The sequence below is a fragment of the Rhodococcus sp. MS16 genome (assembly GCF_013277795.1).
Lineage (GTDB): Bacteria > Actinomycetota > Actinomycetes > Mycobacteriales > Mycobacteriaceae > Rhodococcus_F > Rhodococcus_F globerula.
In genome coordinates, this window is the sequence record NZ_VBTM01000010.1 from 100,096 (window position 1) to 115,501 (window position 15,406).

Genomic DNA, 15,406 nt, shown 5'->3' on the forward strand with positions numbered 1-15,406 from the left:
GCTTTACGTTCGACCTGACAACTTTTCGACGGCGGCCGGATAGTCGGCCAGGATCTGATCGCGTGCGTCGTACAGATACCGCTGCAGCAATTCGACCGCCGTCGCATTGTCACCGGCTTTCAACGCGCTGTGTATCTCGTGATTCCGGGCGAGATACGGCGAGTGGAATCGGTGTGCGTCGTCCATGACGTGAAAGACCAGTCGCAGTTCGTTCCACACGCCGCCCATCAGTTCGTCGATTCTGCTGCTGTTACTCAGACCAGCGATAGCGCGATGGAAATGGATGTCGGCCGTTCCCACTCCGGTCCAGTCATCGGCGGCCAGACGTTCTTCTGCGAGCTCGAGCGCGGCGGTGACATCACCGAGATTGCCTGTTTCCGGATCGAAGTCTCGCACTCCCGCCGACTCGACCACCCGACGGCAGATGTACAACTCGGCGATGTCGTCAGCTGACGGGACTCGAACGAATACGCCACGGTTGAGTTCGTGTGAAACCAACCGGTCTTCGATGAGGATCTGGAACGCCTCGCGCACGGTATTTCGGGAGACATCCAACGCCGCGCAGATGTCGGGCTCGGACAGTCGTGCGCCCGGACGAAAGCTTCCGTCGATGATCAGCTCGCGCAGAATCCCGGCGACCCGCGCTGTTCGACTGGTGCGCTCGAGGAGCCCTCGATGGGCGGCCAACGCGGCGTTAGCATCCTCTTTCGGGGGATTCAGGCTGGTCAAGTGCACTCCTAGTGGTTTGTTGCTGCCCTCATCATAGTGAGAGCGGGGCGTCCGGACGGCCTACGGCTGCCCTCAAAAGTTTCCAGCACATTAATTATCCCTTCATGGGATTGCAGGATCGTTGAACGATTTTGTACGTTGGGAGTCCTGACATTCCATCTTCACGCGAGGTACCGATGACCGCTCCGATTCAAACCGCAGGTGCCCCTCCGCGCCCGTTCGACTGGTTCCGCACGCTTGGACCGAAGGGCAAGAAGGCATTCGTCGGCGCTTTCGGCGGCTACGGTCTCGACTCCTACGACTTCCAGGTTCTCCCTCTCGGGTTGGCCGCGATTGCCGCGTACTTCTCGATCACGACGGGACAGGCCGGTCTGCTGACCACCGTCACGTTGGTGGTTTCCGCGCTCGGCGGTGTTCTCGCCGGCATCCTGGTCGACCGCATCGGACGTGTCCGCACCCTGCAGGTGACGGTAGCGACCTACACGATCTTCACGGTCCTGTGCGGATTTGCACCCAACTTCGAGACGCTGCTCATCTTCCGCGCGTTCCAGGGTCTCGGCTTCGGCGGCGAATGGGCTGCCGGCGCAATTCTGGTGGCCGAATACGCAAAGCCCGAGTACCGCGGCCGAGCGGTCGCCTTCGTCCAGAGCGCCTGGGCGGTGGGCTGGGGTTTGTCGGTCATCATCTACACGATCGTCTTCCAACTCTTCGATCCCGACATCGCGTGGCGCGTTCTGTTCTGGACCGGAGTCATCCCCGCCTTCCTCATCATCTGGGTGCGCCGCAACCTCAAGGACCCGGAAGAAATCACCGAGAAGCGTGAGAAGAAGGCCGACAAGGGTTCTTTCCTCGCCATCTTCCGCGGCCCGATGCTCAAGACCACGCTGTTTGCTTCACTTCTGGCCACCGGAGTCCAGGGCGGTTACTACACACTCGCGTCGTGGCTTCCGACTTACCTGAAGAACTCACGCGGCCTCGACGTCGTGGGCACCGGCGGCTATCTCGCGATCCTCATCAGTGGCGCATTCCTCGGCTACGTCAGCGGCGGCATCCTCACCGACAAGCTCGGCCGTAAGCGGACCATGCAGTTGTTCGCCACCTTGTCTGCCGTGTTCATGGTTCTCTACACACAGGTTCCCGACGGCGCCAACACCCTCATCATGATTCTCGGATTCCCGCTGGGCTTCTGCACGTCGGCGATCTTCAGCGGATTCGGTTCGTTCCTCTCGGAGCTCTACCCCACCGCGCACCGCGGTACCGGTCAGGGCTTCACCTACAACTTCGGTCGCGCAGTCGGTGCGGTGTTCCCCGCCATCGTCGGTTTCCTCGCAGCCAGCAGTCTCGGTATCGGCGGCGCCATGATCTTCGGCGCCATCGGCTACGGCATCGCTGTCCTGGCACTCTTCGGACTACCCGAAACCCTGGGACGCCAACTCAACTGATCGGTGTCTTCAGGAAAGAGGATTGGACTTCACCATGATCGAGAATCGCACCAACCCGGATCCACGCTCGGCTCGCGCGGGATTCAGAGCCGGAGACGTGTTCCCCACGTCGGGAATCGCACCGGGCTTCGCCCAGACCAATCTCATTGCGGTCCCCAAGGACTGGGCATACGACGTTCTGCTCTTCACGCAGCGGAACCCCAAGCCCTGCCCGGTACTCGACGTCACCGACGCCGGGGATTTCACGACGATTCTCGCTCCCGGAGCAGACATCAGGACGGATTTCCCGCTCTACCGCGTGTGGGTCGACGGCGAACTGACCGCGGAGATTCCGGATGCGACGCCATACTGGCGCGACGATCTGGTGGCATTTCACATCGGCTGCAGCTTCACCTTCGAACACCCTCTGATGGCCGCCGGGATCCCGCTTCGACACGTCGAGCAGAACCGAAACGTCCCGATGTACATCACAAATCGCGAATGCCGACCCGCCGGACGGGTCAGCGGGCCGACAGTAGTCTCGATGCGTCCCGTCCCCGCAGACCAGGTCGAACAGGCCCGCTCCATCACCGCGCGTATGCCCGCGGTTCACGGTGCACCCATCCACATCGGCGATCCAGCCGAACTCGGCATCTCCGATCTGAGCCGTCCCGACTTCGGCGACGCTGTGGAACTCCAACCGGGCGACGTACCGATGTTCTGGGCCTGCGGCGTCACTCCGCAAGCTGCGGTCATGGCGTCGAAACTCCCGTTCGCCATCACTCATGCTCCCGGGCATATGCTGGTCACAGACGCCCCGGACAGCGATTACACCCTGGATCTGGCATGAACATCGACCTCAATTGTGATCTCGGAGAAAGCTTCGGAGACTGGCGTATGGGCGACGACGCGGCGCTCCTCGACATCGTGACGAGCGCCAATATCGCGTGCGGATTCCATGCCGGCGATGCGGCCACCATGCGACGGACCTGCGAGATGGCGGTCGAACATTCGGTATCCATCGGAGCGCACATCGGTTTTCGGGATCTGGTCGGATTCGGCCGACGGCACATCGACATCACACCAGGTGATCTGTTGGACGAAACTCTCTACCAGGTCGGCGCACTGGCAGGATTCGCTCACTCCGCGGGGTCTTCTGTCACCTACGTCAAGCCCCACGGCGCGCTCTACCACTCCGCATCGAAGAGTCCCGAACTCGCCGACGCTATCGTGACCGCCATGACCGAATTCTCGAATCACCTTGCGCTGCTGGGACCACCACAGTCTCATCTGCAGAAAGCTGCGGAAGCACACGGCGTCGACTTTGTCGCCGAGGGATTCGCGGATCGCACGTACACCCGGTTCGGGACGCTGACCCCGCGCAGTGAACCTGGTGCCGTCATCTCCGATCCGAACGCCGCGACGGCGCAGGCGATCGACTTGGCCAGCAGCGGAACTGTTCTCACCTCCGACGGGATCGCCATCCCGATGTCGGTGAAAAGCATTTGTGTTCACGGCGATTCGCCTGGCGCCGTTGCCATGGCCAATGCCATCAAGGCCGGCCTGATCAACTCCCGCATTCGGGTGGAGTCGTTCACATGAGTCGCCCGACTATCCTCCCGGCCGGTGAACACGGGCTCCTGGTGGACCTCGACACCGAGGCCGACGTTCTGGCATTCACCCATGCGCTCACGCGCAACACTCCGGCTGGAGTGGAGGATTTCCTGCCCGCCGCACGCACGGTTCTCGTGATCTGCAAGCCCACGGCACATGTCACTGCGGTGCTCCATGAACTGAACGAACTGGCACGCACCATGTCCGAGGCAATCCCGGACGAGCGCGGCGACGATACTCCCTTCACCGTCTCTGTCCGCTACGACGGACCCGACCTCGACGACGTAGCAAGGATCCTGAAAATGAGCCGCGCCGAGGTCATTTCAGCTCACACCTCGGCGGAGTGGCGCTGCGCCTTCATCGGATTTGCGCCGGGATTTGCCTACCTGACGTCCGGCGACGCTCGGCTCGACGTCCCGCGTCGAGCCCAATCACGCACCGCGGTGCCCGCCGGCGCCGTTGCCCTGGCCGGTGGATACAGCGCGGTATACCCGCGAGCTTCCCCGGGCGGCTGGCAGATCATCGGCAGCACCGACGCCGTGATGTGGGACTTGGACGCAACACCGCCTGCCGCCGTACAGCCCGGGCGTCGGGTGCGATTCGTCAATGAGGACAAGCGATGACCGGGGTGGAGATACTCGAAACCGGTCCGCTGAGCTTGGTTCAGGACCTCGGTCGAACCGGTCATCTGCGCTCCGGCGTCGGCGTGTCCGGGGCTGCCGACAGACGATCCTTGCGACTCGGCAATCGACTTGTCGGCAACTCCGAAGACGCTGCCGGAGTGGAAATTCTGATGGGTGGCCTGAGTCTTCGCGCGCAAGAGCAGATCACCCTGGCCTTCACCGGAGCCCCCGCACAGGCGTACCTCGACGGCATCCCCGTCGGACATTCGAGCGTCATCGTCGCGGACCCCGGTCAGGTAGTCCGCTTGGAGTACGCGCCCACCGGCCTACGGACGTACCTGACCGTCCGGGGCGGAATCGCGGTGCCCAAGATTCTCGGATCACGCAGTACCGACACGCTTTCCGGAATCGGTCCGGCGCCCCTCAAACCCAACGACGTGCTTGAGGTCGGGCCCACTCCAGTCGCATTTCCGCTCCTGGACGTGGCACCTGTTCAGCCGGTTACAAACGGAACACTCGACATTCGGGTGATCTTCGGGCCGCGCGCGGATCGTTTTGCCAATCCGGAAACCCTGATGCAGGGGCGATGGTCAATCTCCACGGACTCCGATCGCATCGGTGCCCGGCTCGACCGCGTCGGCGATGACGCACTCCTGCAGCGGGTTGACGGACTCGAATTGCCGACCGAAGGCGTTGCGCTCGGTTCGATCCAAGTGCCGCCCAGCGGCCAACCCGTGATCTTCCTGGCCGATCACCCCATCACCGGCGGATATCCCGTTGTCGGTGTTGTGGCCGACGCCGATATCGACCGACTCGGCCAGGCCCGCCCTGGTCAGCAGATTCGCTTTATCGGTTTCTGACGTAGAACACGCAATCAACCTGGTGCGACGTGATCGACGCGGCAATAGTTTCGGGTGTTATGGTCGGTTCCGAATAATCGGAGCGAGAAAGATCGAAAAATGGTTGGTGAACTCGACATCTCCGGGTAATACCCGGCACTGACGGCCACCGGTAAGCGCTTTCGGAGCGCTGCCGCAGTGGCCATGTTGTCGTTCACCACATCATTTCTTTCGCGGAGCAGCTTTGACGCGCCCGCGCGACACTCGAGGTCTCATCATGTCCGATTCATACATTGTCTGTTCACACCTGTCGTTTGCCTGGCCTGACGACACACCGGTTTTCGAGAAACTGTCCTTCAGTGTGCCCGGCGGCCGGACCGGGCTGGTAGCACCGAATGGCGCCGGAAAGAGCACCCTTCTCCGGTTGATCGCGGGTGACCTGCCCATAGGCGGTGGCAGCGTGTCCGTCGACGGGCTGCTCGGGTACCTTCCGCAGAGCTTGCCGCTGACCGGCGACCTCACCGTTGCCGAGGTTTTGGGGATCGCGCCGATCCTCGCGGCGTTGGACGCTGTCGAGTCGGGGGACGCCGCCGAAGAGCACTTCACCACGATTGGTTCCGACTGGGACATCGAGGAACGTACCGGCGCCCAACTGGACCGTCTCGGCTTGGGAGACCTGTCGTTCACCCGCCGACTTCACACGCTCAGCGGGGGCCAGGTCGTCTCGCTCGGTCTCGCTGCGCAACTGCTGCGTCGCCCGGACGTTCTGTTGCTCGACGAACCGACGAATAACCTCGATCTCGATGCGCGGCACAAACTCTACGGCGTCCTCGACGATTGGAACGGTTGCCTGCTACTGGTCAGCCACGATCGTGCTCTGCTGGACCGAATGGACCGCATCGCCGAACTCGACAATGGTGAAATTCGTTTCTACGGTGGAAATTTCACCGAATACGAAGGCGCCGTGAACGCTGCACGGGAAGTTGCCGAAAAGAACATTCGCAATGCCGAGCAGGACGTCAAGCGGGAGAAACGGGAATTGCAGCAGGCCCGCGAACGCGCTGCTCGTCGCGCAAGCAACGCAGCACGCAACCTCGGAAACGCCGGGCTACCGAAAATTTTTGCCGGGACGATGAAACGCAATGCCCAGGAGTCTGCCGGCAAGGCAAACGAGACGCATAACGCCCGCGTCGATTCGGCCAAGGCCCGACTCGATACCGCGGGGCGAGCGTTGCGCGATGAACAACGAATCACGTTGGAACTGCCCGGCACCGATGTTCCTGCGGGCCGGACAGTGTTCCTGGGCGAACGGATGCAATTCCGTTTGGGCGATCGGGAGGTCTTCGCCGACGGCGGGGCAGATCTGGCGATCCGCGGACCTGAGCGAATTGCGGTGACCGGTCCGAACGGCGCGGGCAAATCCACGCTGTTGCGGATCATCAACGGCGAACTGACCCCGAGTGGCGGCAAGATCGCACAGGCGCAGGGCCGCGTTGCGTATGTGTCACAGCGACTCGACCTACTCGATGTGAACCTCACCGTCGCGGAGAACCTGGCTGCTTTTGCCCCGGACATGCCGGCACCGCAGCGGATGAATCTGCTGGCACGCTTTCTCTTTCGTGGATCTCGCGTTCACCTTCCAGTCGGGGTCCTCTCCGGTGGTGAGCGGTTGCGAGCGACCCTCGCGTGCGTGCTGTTCGCCGAGCCGGCACCTCAATTACTACTACTCGACGAACCGACCAACAACCTCGACCTTGTCAGTGTCGGGCAGTTGGAGAGTGCGCTCAATGCCTATCAGGGTGCCTTCGTGGTCGTCAGCCACGACGAACGGTTCTTGTCCGAGGTGAAGGTCGAACGCTGGTTACGTCTGTCGGAGGGACGTTTACGCGAAGTCGCCGCACCGGCCAATGTCACCCTTGGTGATGAACATGCCTGAAACAGCGTTGATTGCACAAGATCTCGTCCGCACGCTGGGAACGCGGCGGGTACTCGACGGCGTCTCACTCACCGCGGCACCTGGTGATCGGATTGGTCTCATCGGCGAGAACGGCGCCGGGAAGTCAACTCTGTTGCGGGTGCTCGCGGGTACGGACGAGCCCGATGCGGGCAACGTGGAGCGACCGTCTGATCTCGCGTTCCTGCAGCAGGAAATGGTGTACGACAACAAGACGACGATCGCCGACGTACTCGATACAGCCCTCCGGGACGCGCGCGAGATCATCGCCGAACTCGACAGAGCTGCACAGGAACTCAGCCATGCGCCCGAGGATCACACTGCCGCCGACGCCTACACGGATTGCCTTGCACGCGCGCAGCGACACGAGGTGTGGGATGCGGACCGGCGGGCCGCGATGATTCTTGGCGGGTTAGGTCTCGGACACCTTCAACATGAACGCCTCCTCTCGTCGTTGTCAGGTGGTCAACGCAGCCGGCTGGCCTTGGCGGCTCTGATGATTCGCCGACCATCCGCGCTGTTGCTCGACGAGCCGACGAACCATCTCGACGACGAGGCGGCATCGTTTCTGGCCGAGCATCTTTGCGGCCTGTCCGGGGTTGTCGTCGTGGCCACTCACGACCGCGCGTTCCTCGACGCCGTCTGCACGGATCTGATCGACCTCGACCCCGCTCTGGACGGCCCCACCCGCTACGGCGGTAACTACACCGCGTATCTGTTGCAGAAACGCGCCGAACGGGAACACTGGCAACGGCGATTCGATCAAGAGCAGGAGGATCTGGACGCGTTGCGCTACGCGGCCGGTGTCAGTGCATACGAGGTTGCGCCGAATCATGTGAAGCGCGACAACGAAAAAATGGGATACGGTCACGCCGGGGGTCGAGTACAGAACCAGATCGCACGCCGGGTTCGCAGTGCCACCCGCCGGCTCGACAAGCTGGAACGAGACCAGATTGAGCAACCCCCGGAGCCTCTTCGATTCAGTCCTGGCGTGTTCATCACCCAGGCTGAGGACGAAATCCTCCTGTCATTGCAGCAGGTTCGAGTTCCTGGCCGAATGACGATGGACAGTCTCGATATCTCATCCACCGACCGACTACTGGTCATCGGAGCGAATGGTGCCGGGAAATCCACCTTGCTTGCAGTACTCGCCGGCGCGCTGGACCACACCGGCACGCTGGCGCGAAAACCCGACCTGACGATTGGTCTTTTGGCGCAGGATACCGCGTTCGATCGGGCTGACCGATCTGCGCGGGAAATCTATGATCTGACGCTCGGCGCGGAGATTGCCGAGAAGATTCCGTTGGATTCCCTTGGCCTGTTGGCGGTTTGGGATCAGGAGAAGTTGGTTGGCGAGTTGTCCGTCGGTCAGCGTCGCCGGCTGGCGTTGGCACTGCTGGTGGCCCGTCCACCCGAGTTGCTGCTTCTGGACGAACCGACCAATCACCTGTCCCCGAGCTTGTGTGATGAACTCGAGGACGCCATGGGCACCGGTCCGGGCGCGATCGTGCTGGCCAGCCACGATCGGTGGCTACGATCCCGCTGGCAAGGAAAGGAAGTCCGAATGCGCGGGCTGGAAGCGGGGTAGAGGCACTCGGGCCAGTTGTTGTCGGACACAACCGTCACACTGGAGCAGTGAGAGTTGTCCTGGTTCCCGGTAGTACGACGTCCACGGGAGCAGTCACCGCGACGGTTGTTCGCACCGACCCCGACGGGACTGCCGTCGGCGACCGCGTCGAATATCCCGATCTGGTTGCCGCGGTCCAAGCTATCGAGAGTGCCGAGCATCCACGGTGGGTCTGGCCGAGCACAGCGTCGGTCTACCCGATGTTGCTGCGCGCCGGCGTCCACGTACAGCGCTGCCACGATATTTCGCTGACCCGCGCGATCCTGAGCATGCGCGCGGGTCAGCCGTCACCACCGGCCGAGGAGTCCGACGACGACCGTCTCGGCTTGTTCGACACCGCTCCCGTCCTCGATCCTGATGGTGTTGTTGCGGAGTTCGCGGAGCAACGCACTGTCATCGGCGCCGACGCGCGCCTGGATCTGCTGATTGCCGCAGAATCAGCCGGCGCGCTCAGTGCTGCTGAAATGACGCACGCCGGTTTGCCGTTCTCGACGCGGAAGCACCGCGAACTCCTCGAGGAGAGACTTGGCCCCCGGCCAACGGGGTACGACCTCCCCGTTCGCATGCAGGAACTTGCCACCCAGATCAGCGACGCCTTCGGGCGGACGGTGAACCCCGCGTCGTCCGTCGAGATCACCGAGGCATTCGGGCGCCAGGGCATCGAACTGCCGTCGACGCGCAAGTGGTTTCTGCAGGAAGTTGATCACCCGGCGGTTCCGTTGCTCCTGCGCCACCGTGAACTCGCCAAGCTGTACAGCACCAATGGCTGGCAATGGATGGACAGTTGGGTGCGTGGCGATCGCTTCCGCCCCATCTACGTTCCCGGTGGTGTTGTCTCGGGCCGGTGGGCAAGCCGAGGCGGCGGCGCCCTTCAGATTCCGAAGACCATGCGCTCGAGCGTTGTTGCCGATCCCGGGCACGTATTCGTGGTGGCCGACGCCGGTCAACTCGAGCCCCGGATTCTGGCTGCCATGTCACGCGACCGCCGCATGATGGCGGCAGCCGGTGATGACGATCTGTACGCTCTCGTTGGCGCCGAGGCATTTGGCGGCGACCGCGCCAAAGCCAAAGTTGCCATCCTCGGAGTGCTCTACGGCGCCACCGCCGGTGAAGCCAAAGCGCTACTCACGTTGCTGCGCAAGCGTTTCCCCGTAGCGGTCGAGTACGTCGAGCAGGCTGCCAAAGCCGGCGAGCGCGGCGACGTAGTGCACTCTCTGCTCGGCCGAGCGTGTCCCCCGCCGTCTCCCGATTTCTATTCACACGGCGACGCTCACGCGCGCGGCCGTTTCACCCGCAACTTCGTGGTGCAGGCAACGGCCTCGGAATGGGCTCTGTGTCTCCTCGCCGACCTGCGGCGACGCCTCGCCGAGGACCCGGACGGCGAATTGGTGTTCTTCCAGCACGACGAGGTTGTGGTGCACACGCGAAACCCCGAGTCCGGCACAGCTCACGTACTGGCTGCGGCAGCATCGGCAACTCGACTGCTGTTCGGCGACACGGTTGTTCGATTCCCCATGGACGTCGGGGTCCGCGAAAGCTACGGAAAGAGCAGCGTCTAGCCCGCTCGGATGTCGTCGAGTTCGTGAACGCGTGTGCAGCATGCGTCGAGCAGGTCACGATCGTGGCTGATGAGCAGCACCCCGATACCGTGATCCGTTGCCCGCCGCTCGATCAACCGAACGATGGTGGCGGTGGTCGCGGCGTCGAGCATCGCGGTGGCTTCGTCGCAGATGAGGTAACGGGGTTGCTGCGCCAATGATCTCGCGAGCGCCGCGCGTTGAAGCTGGCCGTCACTGACCTGATGCGGGCGACGCGCCAGCAAGTCGGGTGTGAGTCCGACTTCCGAGGCCAGTGCTTCGATGTCGATATCGCGGCGCGCGATGTCGGCGGGCTGCCCGATGATCCGTGCCAGCGTCTGCCGGGGATCAGTTGCGGCGCGTGGCGATTGGAAGAGCATGGACACAGCCCCTCTGAACTCAGCGGGAACACCGAACTTGGTTCCTGCAACGCGAGAACCGTCGATCTGCACTTCGCCGGACCACGGCGCGTCCAGCGACGCGAGAATCCTTGCCAGCGTCGATTTTCCGGTTCCGGACGGCCCGGTCAACCCGATCAGATGGCCGGCCGGGATCTCGAGGGAGACATTCTCGAGGACGGGACGCCCGCGCTCGTAGCCACCGGTGACATCCAGGGCGCGCAAACTCATCGTGCACTCACCTCCCGGCGGGTTCGGTACGTGCGCTCTCCGAACGTGACCAGTTCGGTTGGCCCACCGGATTGCGCGGACTCGGGTCGGCGCAGGTAGTAGACGCACTCGTCCGGAAGATTCGTCAATTGAGGGGGTGATCCGGGGATGGGATTGAGCCCGCGAGACGGCAAGGCTCCGAGCAGGTCTCGGGTGTAATCGTGAAGCGGCTCCTGCAGAACCTGCGCAGCCGGGCCAATCTCCATGATGCGCGAGGCGTACATGACGGCCAACCTGTCTGCGATCGCAACTCGGGTCAACGACGCCAGATCGTGAGTGATCAGCAGAACCGCGGCACCCGCATCGGCGCACTCGCGCAGCAGGCCGAGAACATGATCGGTGAGCGCGCGGTCCAGGTTGGCGGTCGGCTCGTCGGCCACGACCACCGACGGGTCCCCGGCCAACGCGCCGGCAATGGCAACCCGCTGCGCCATGCCACCCGACAGTTCGTGCGGGTAGCAGTCGAGGGCGGAAGGTTCGAGACCCACTCGCTGCGCCAAGCCGTCGCAGGTGTGGGCGGTTCCGAGTGCGTCGATTGTCTCCTGCAGTTGCGAGCGTGCCGTCCGCACCGGCGTGAGATATGTTGCGGCAGATTGTGGCACGAGTGCGGCATGACTACCACGGAAGGGTGTTCCGGAAAACACGTCGATGTCGTCGACGGTGATGGTACCGGTGCGCTGAGTGCCAGGCGGCAGCATGTTCATCACCGATGTTGCGATGATGGACTTGCCGCAGCCGGATTCTCCGACCAGCGCTGTGACAGTCCCAGGCGGCACCGCAAGGTCGATGTTGCTGGCAGCGTGAACAATCGAGCCCCCGGGCAGCGGAATCCGGACGGTGAGCGCATCGATTCGAAGGCCGGTATTCACAGTCGAAGCTCCGATGGCCGAGGCGGCGCGAGCTTCGAACGCAATGCCGAACCGGCCACCGCCACCGCAACGGTAGTGACCACCAGAACGGCTGCGGGAAACACCAGCGTCCACCAACCACCGAGCAGCAGAGAACTGCGAGCCTCTTCCAGAAGTGTTCCCAGACTGGGCTTGTGGGGCGGAAGGCCGAATCCGAGGAACGAGAGCGTCGACTCGTGCCACACGGCGTGCGGCAGCAGGAGGACCACCGCGATCAAGGCCTGCGGCGCAGCAGCCGGAACCAGGTGGCGAGTGATCACATGTCTCCGGCTGGCTCCGGCGAGGACGGCTGCGTCGATGTACGGGCGGTCACGCAAATTCAGGATCTCGCCGCGGATGATGCGAGCTACCTGGGTCCAGTGTGTGAGTGCGATCGAGAGAACGATGGCGAGGATACTGCCGCGGAACATCGCGACGATGACGATGCCGAGCAGCAAGTGCGGGAGGGCGTTCACCGCGTCGGTGCCGCGCATGACAACTCGGTCCACCCAGCCGCCGAGGAGTCCGGCAGTGGTGCCTACCGCCACCCCGATCACCGTGGACAACAGTGCGCAGGCGAGAGCGATCAGCAACGACGTCCGGATACCGGCAGCGACTCGAACAAACAGGTCTCGCCCCGCAGAGTCGGTGCCGAAGGGATGCGTGAGCGACGGAGCCATCCGGGCCTGCGCGAAGTCGGTGACACGGTCGTCGACGTCGGCGATCCACGGAACCAAGCCGGCGTAGAGCGCGACGAGGATCAGGACACCGACGGCGATTGCGAAGCGGCGCTTAGCCATCTGTGCTCACCCTCGGGTCGAGGAGGGCAACAACCGCATCAGCGAGAAGCGAGCCGAGCATGACCGTCAGAGTTGTTCCGACCGTGAGGAACGCGAGCAACGCCATGTCGAGGTCCCGAGCGGAGGAGACGATGGCACCGGCAATTCCCGGCCAACTGAACACTTCTTCCACCAGCACCGCACCGACGACAAGTTCGGGCAATCGGACTCCGATGATGTTGACGAACGGCGCAAGGGACGTCGGCATGATATGACGTTGTGTGATGGTGGAAGCCGGTATTCCGCGCGCCACCGCCCCGGCGACAAACCCTTCACCGGTAGATCCGACGACGGATTCGCGCACTGCGAGGAGTAGCCACGGCATTTGGGAGATCGCAAGGACGGCGACCGGGAGAATGAGGTGCCGAATGACCTGCGCCGGTGTGGGATCGGCACCACCGTCGGTCAACCCGGCCACTGGCAACCAACCGAGAGTCAGCGCGAAGAGCGCGATAGCTCCGAGCGAGAGAACAAACGGCGGAAGTCCTTGAACGACGACGCACAGCCCGGACACGGTTCTGTCCAGGAGCCCACCCTTGCGGATTCCGGCGAGCACTCCCAGCACCAGCGACGCGAGAATCGCAATCACCAGACTGACGCCGACCAGGAGTAGCGTCCATGGCAGTCGTTCGGAGATGACTTGGGTGACTGGCTGATTGAAGGATCGAGAGACGCCCAGATCGCCGGTTATCACTGCATGCAGCCACGTCCAGTACGTGCTGTACCAGGGGTTGTCGAAACCCATCTGCGCGACGATCATGGCCTTGTCCGCTTCGCTGGTTGTCATGTACCGCGTGCCCAGATAGCCGACAAGCGGATCGAACGGCGAGATTGCCGCGGCGGCAAACAAACCGGCGGACACGACGATGATCACCGGGACGATGAACAGCATCCGGCGCCCGACCATCACGAGGATGGAGCGTCGGCGAGCGTTGTGCGATCGCGGCCGGTCCGACGTTGCGGCGCCGGTTCGTACGTCGATTGCCGTCATTGTTCTTGCGTCCAAGTCTGCAAGGACCACCACGGACCCCAGGTCACTCCGTGCGCGTGCGGTTCCAGCACCGGACCGGACATCGTCCAATCGGAATCTTTCGACACGTACGTGTGATCGAGGAAGACCAGGTACACATAACCGGGATCATCGACGTACGCCTGCTGCACATCTCGGTAGGCGGCGTCGCGGGTCGCTTGGTCGAGGCTTCGGCGACCGACGTCGAGTCCAGCGTCGACAACCTGGTTCGAGTAATCGCTGGGATTGTCGTAGATGCTGCCGACACCGGGAGCGATGGACGCGGAATTGAGTGCGTCGTAGGCCTGGGTATCGGGATCGAACGGTTCGTCGCCGCCGCCGAGCAGTGTGGAGTCCCGATTGATTCGCGGATCGATGCGATCCCACGACAGTGCTTCGAGATCAACTTCGACGCCGATTCCAAGCGCGTCGGATGCAAAGGCCTGGGCCAAGTCTCGACGGACTGTATCCACTGAGTTGTACATGATCGTGAACTGCGCGCGTCGACCGTCTTTCGAACGGATGCCGTCACTGCCTTCGATCCAACCGGCATCGGTGAGGATCTGCTCGGCCTTGGCCGGGTCGTACGCAAACGTTGCGTCCGGGTTGTACGAGGCACCGTAGACCTCGGGAATCGGCGTGGCGGCGACGCGGCCGTGCCCACCGAGAACGTTGTCGATCATGGACTGCCGGTTGGCGGCAAGGTTGAGCGCCATGCGCATCGCCGGGTCACCGGCTACCGGATTGCCGGTGGGCAGCGAAACACCACGCCAGTCCGCGGACTGATGGGCCGTCACCGACATGCCGTCCCGCGATTCGAACGTATTGGCAAGCAGCGGCGGGAGATTGGTGCCGTCTATCCCACCCGAGGCCATCCGCTGCGCCCGGGTGTTGTCGTCCGGAACATAGAGCAGCGTGAGCTTCTTGATTTCCGGTGCGCCGTCCCAGTAGTTCTCGTTGGCCGCAAACACCGCGCGGTCGGGTGAAAGATCGACAAGGGTGTACGGCCCGGTCCCGATCGGTTCGGTGTTGAGCGTCGACTCGGCCGCCAGAGCGGGTGTCGCCACGGACTCCGACGGCACAATGCCGATCAGCATCTTGGTGAGTAGCGGTGCGTAGGAGTACGCGAGACGGAACTCCACGGTGTTCTGGTCCAGCGCTACGACATCGCTGATCATGTCGAACGACGACTTCGCCTCGGACGCTGATGCCGGATCGAGGATCGCCTTGTACGTGGCAACCACGTCGGCGGCGTCAAAAGTGGAGCCGTCGGAGAAGGTGACGCCGCCGCGGAGAGTCACGGTCCAGAGGGTGGCGTCGGCGTTGGCGGTGGGGATCGACGTGGCAAGAGCCGGTTCGAAACCAGGCATTCCCTCACCGCCGCGCAGGCTCACCAGACCGTCGTACATCTTGGCTTCGCCGGCCGCACCGAAGCCGGCGACGGGGTTGTATCCGCCCAGTTCGTAGCCGTCGGCGAGGACCAGACCGTCGCTTGCGGTCGACGTGCCCGACGGGGTGCTGCACGACGTGACGAGCAGGGTGCCGACGACGGCAGCGATCGCGAACGTCGGAACTCCGGAACGGATGAGACCCACTGTTTGCCCCTTTTCTTCTGAATA

Annotated in this window: 14 protein-coding genes; 8 read left to right on the plus strand and 6 right to left on the minus strand. The window is 63.2% G+C overall.

The window, feature by feature from the left end; all coding sequences use genetic code 11:
- Positions 1-3: 3 nt before the first annotated feature.
- Positions 4-735, minus strand: coding sequence for a GntR family transcriptional regulator (locus tag FEZ60_RS22075; RefSeq protein ID WP_245005842.1), 732 nt, complete (start codon positions 733-735; stop codon positions 4-6).
- A gap of 170 nt (positions 736-905) precedes the next feature.
- Between FEZ60_RS22075 and FEZ60_RS22080 the strand changes: the two genes are divergently transcribed.
- The 8 genes from FEZ60_RS22080 (at position 906) to FEZ60_RS22115 (ending at position 10,366) form a co-directional block, all read left to right on the plus strand.
- On the plus strand, positions 906-2,171 hold the full coding sequence (locus tag FEZ60_RS22080) for an MFS transporter (RefSeq protein ID WP_033233390.1): 1,266 nt from the start codon (positions 906-908) through the stop codon (positions 2,169-2,171).
- 34 nt (positions 2,172-2,205) lie between these two features.
- Positions 2,206-3,000: a putative hydro-lyase gene (locus FEZ60_RS22085; protein ID WP_172937000.1), complete on the plus strand. Its 795-nt coding sequence runs from the start codon at positions 2,206-2,208 to the stop codon at positions 2,998-3,000.
- Positions 2,997-3,752, plus strand: a complete 756-nt coding sequence (locus tag FEZ60_RS22090; RefSeq protein WP_172937001.1) for a 5-oxoprolinase subunit PxpA — start codon at positions 2,997-2,999, stop codon at positions 3,750-3,752. The genes FEZ60_RS22085 and FEZ60_RS22090 overlap by 4 nt, the downstream gene beginning before the upstream one ends.
- A complete protein-coding gene (locus FEZ60_RS22095; protein ID WP_172937002.1) occupies positions 3,749-4,387 on the plus strand; it encodes an allophanate hydrolase subunit 1 in 639 nt (212 codons plus the stop codon). Before FEZ60_RS22090 ends, FEZ60_RS22095 begins: the two co-directional genes overlap by 4 nt.
- A complete protein-coding gene (locus FEZ60_RS22100) occupies positions 4,384-5,247 on the plus strand; it encodes a biotin-dependent carboxyltransferase family protein (RefSeq protein ID WP_172937003.1) in 864 nt (287 codons plus the stop codon). Before FEZ60_RS22095 ends, FEZ60_RS22100 begins: the two co-directional genes overlap by 4 nt.
- Before the next feature lie 256 nt (positions 5,248-5,503).
- A complete protein-coding gene (locus tag FEZ60_RS22105; RefSeq protein WP_172937004.1) occupies positions 5,504-7,162 on the plus strand; it encodes an ABC-F family ATP-binding cassette domain-containing protein in 1,659 nt (552 codons plus the stop codon).
- Positions 7,155-8,768 (plus strand): ABC-F family ATP-binding cassette domain-containing protein, encoded by a 1,614-nt coding sequence (locus tag FEZ60_RS22110; RefSeq protein ID WP_172937005.1) that lies wholly within the window; start codon positions 7,155-7,157, stop codon positions 8,766-8,768. Before FEZ60_RS22105 ends, FEZ60_RS22110 begins: the two co-directional genes overlap by 8 nt.
- Positions 8,769-8,815: 47 nt before the next feature.
- Positions 8,816-10,366: a bifunctional 3'-5' exonuclease/DNA polymerase gene (locus FEZ60_RS22115; RefSeq protein WP_172937006.1), complete on the plus strand. Its 1,551-nt coding sequence runs from the start codon at positions 8,816-8,818 to the stop codon at positions 10,364-10,366.
- Here FEZ60_RS22115 and FEZ60_RS22120 read toward each other — a convergent pair.
- Genes FEZ60_RS22120 through FEZ60_RS22140 form a run of 5 tightly spaced genes read right to left on the minus strand, consistent with a single transcriptional unit; the run spans position 10,363 to position 15,382 of the window.
- Complete coding sequence (locus FEZ60_RS22120; RefSeq protein ID WP_045065066.1) at positions 10,363-11,013, minus strand: ATP-binding cassette domain-containing protein; 651 nt, start codon at positions 11,011-11,013, stop codon at positions 10,363-10,365. The two genes, FEZ60_RS22115 and FEZ60_RS22120, sit on opposite strands and share 4 nt — an antisense overlap.
- Positions 11,010-11,921 (minus strand): oligopeptide/dipeptide ABC transporter ATP-binding protein, encoded by a 912-nt coding sequence (locus FEZ60_RS22125; protein WP_172937007.1) that lies wholly within the window; start codon positions 11,919-11,921, stop codon positions 11,010-11,012. Before FEZ60_RS22125 ends, FEZ60_RS22120 begins: the two co-directional genes overlap by 4 nt.
- Positions 11,918-12,739 (minus strand): ABC transporter permease, encoded by an 822-nt coding sequence (locus FEZ60_RS22130; RefSeq protein ID WP_116102676.1) that lies wholly within the window; start codon positions 12,737-12,739, stop codon positions 11,918-11,920. Before FEZ60_RS22130 ends, FEZ60_RS22125 begins: the two co-directional genes overlap by 4 nt.
- Positions 12,732-13,769, minus strand: coding sequence for an ABC transporter permease (locus FEZ60_RS22135; RefSeq protein ID WP_172937008.1), 1,038 nt, complete (start codon positions 13,767-13,769; stop codon positions 12,732-12,734). Before FEZ60_RS22135 ends, FEZ60_RS22130 begins: the two co-directional genes overlap by 8 nt.
- On the minus strand, positions 13,766-15,382 hold the full coding sequence (locus FEZ60_RS22140) for an ABC transporter substrate-binding protein (protein WP_346343398.1): 1,617 nt from the start codon (positions 15,380-15,382) through the stop codon (positions 13,766-13,768). The genes FEZ60_RS22135 and FEZ60_RS22140 overlap by 4 nt, the downstream gene beginning before the upstream one ends.
- Positions 15,383-15,406: the final 24 nt, after the last annotated feature.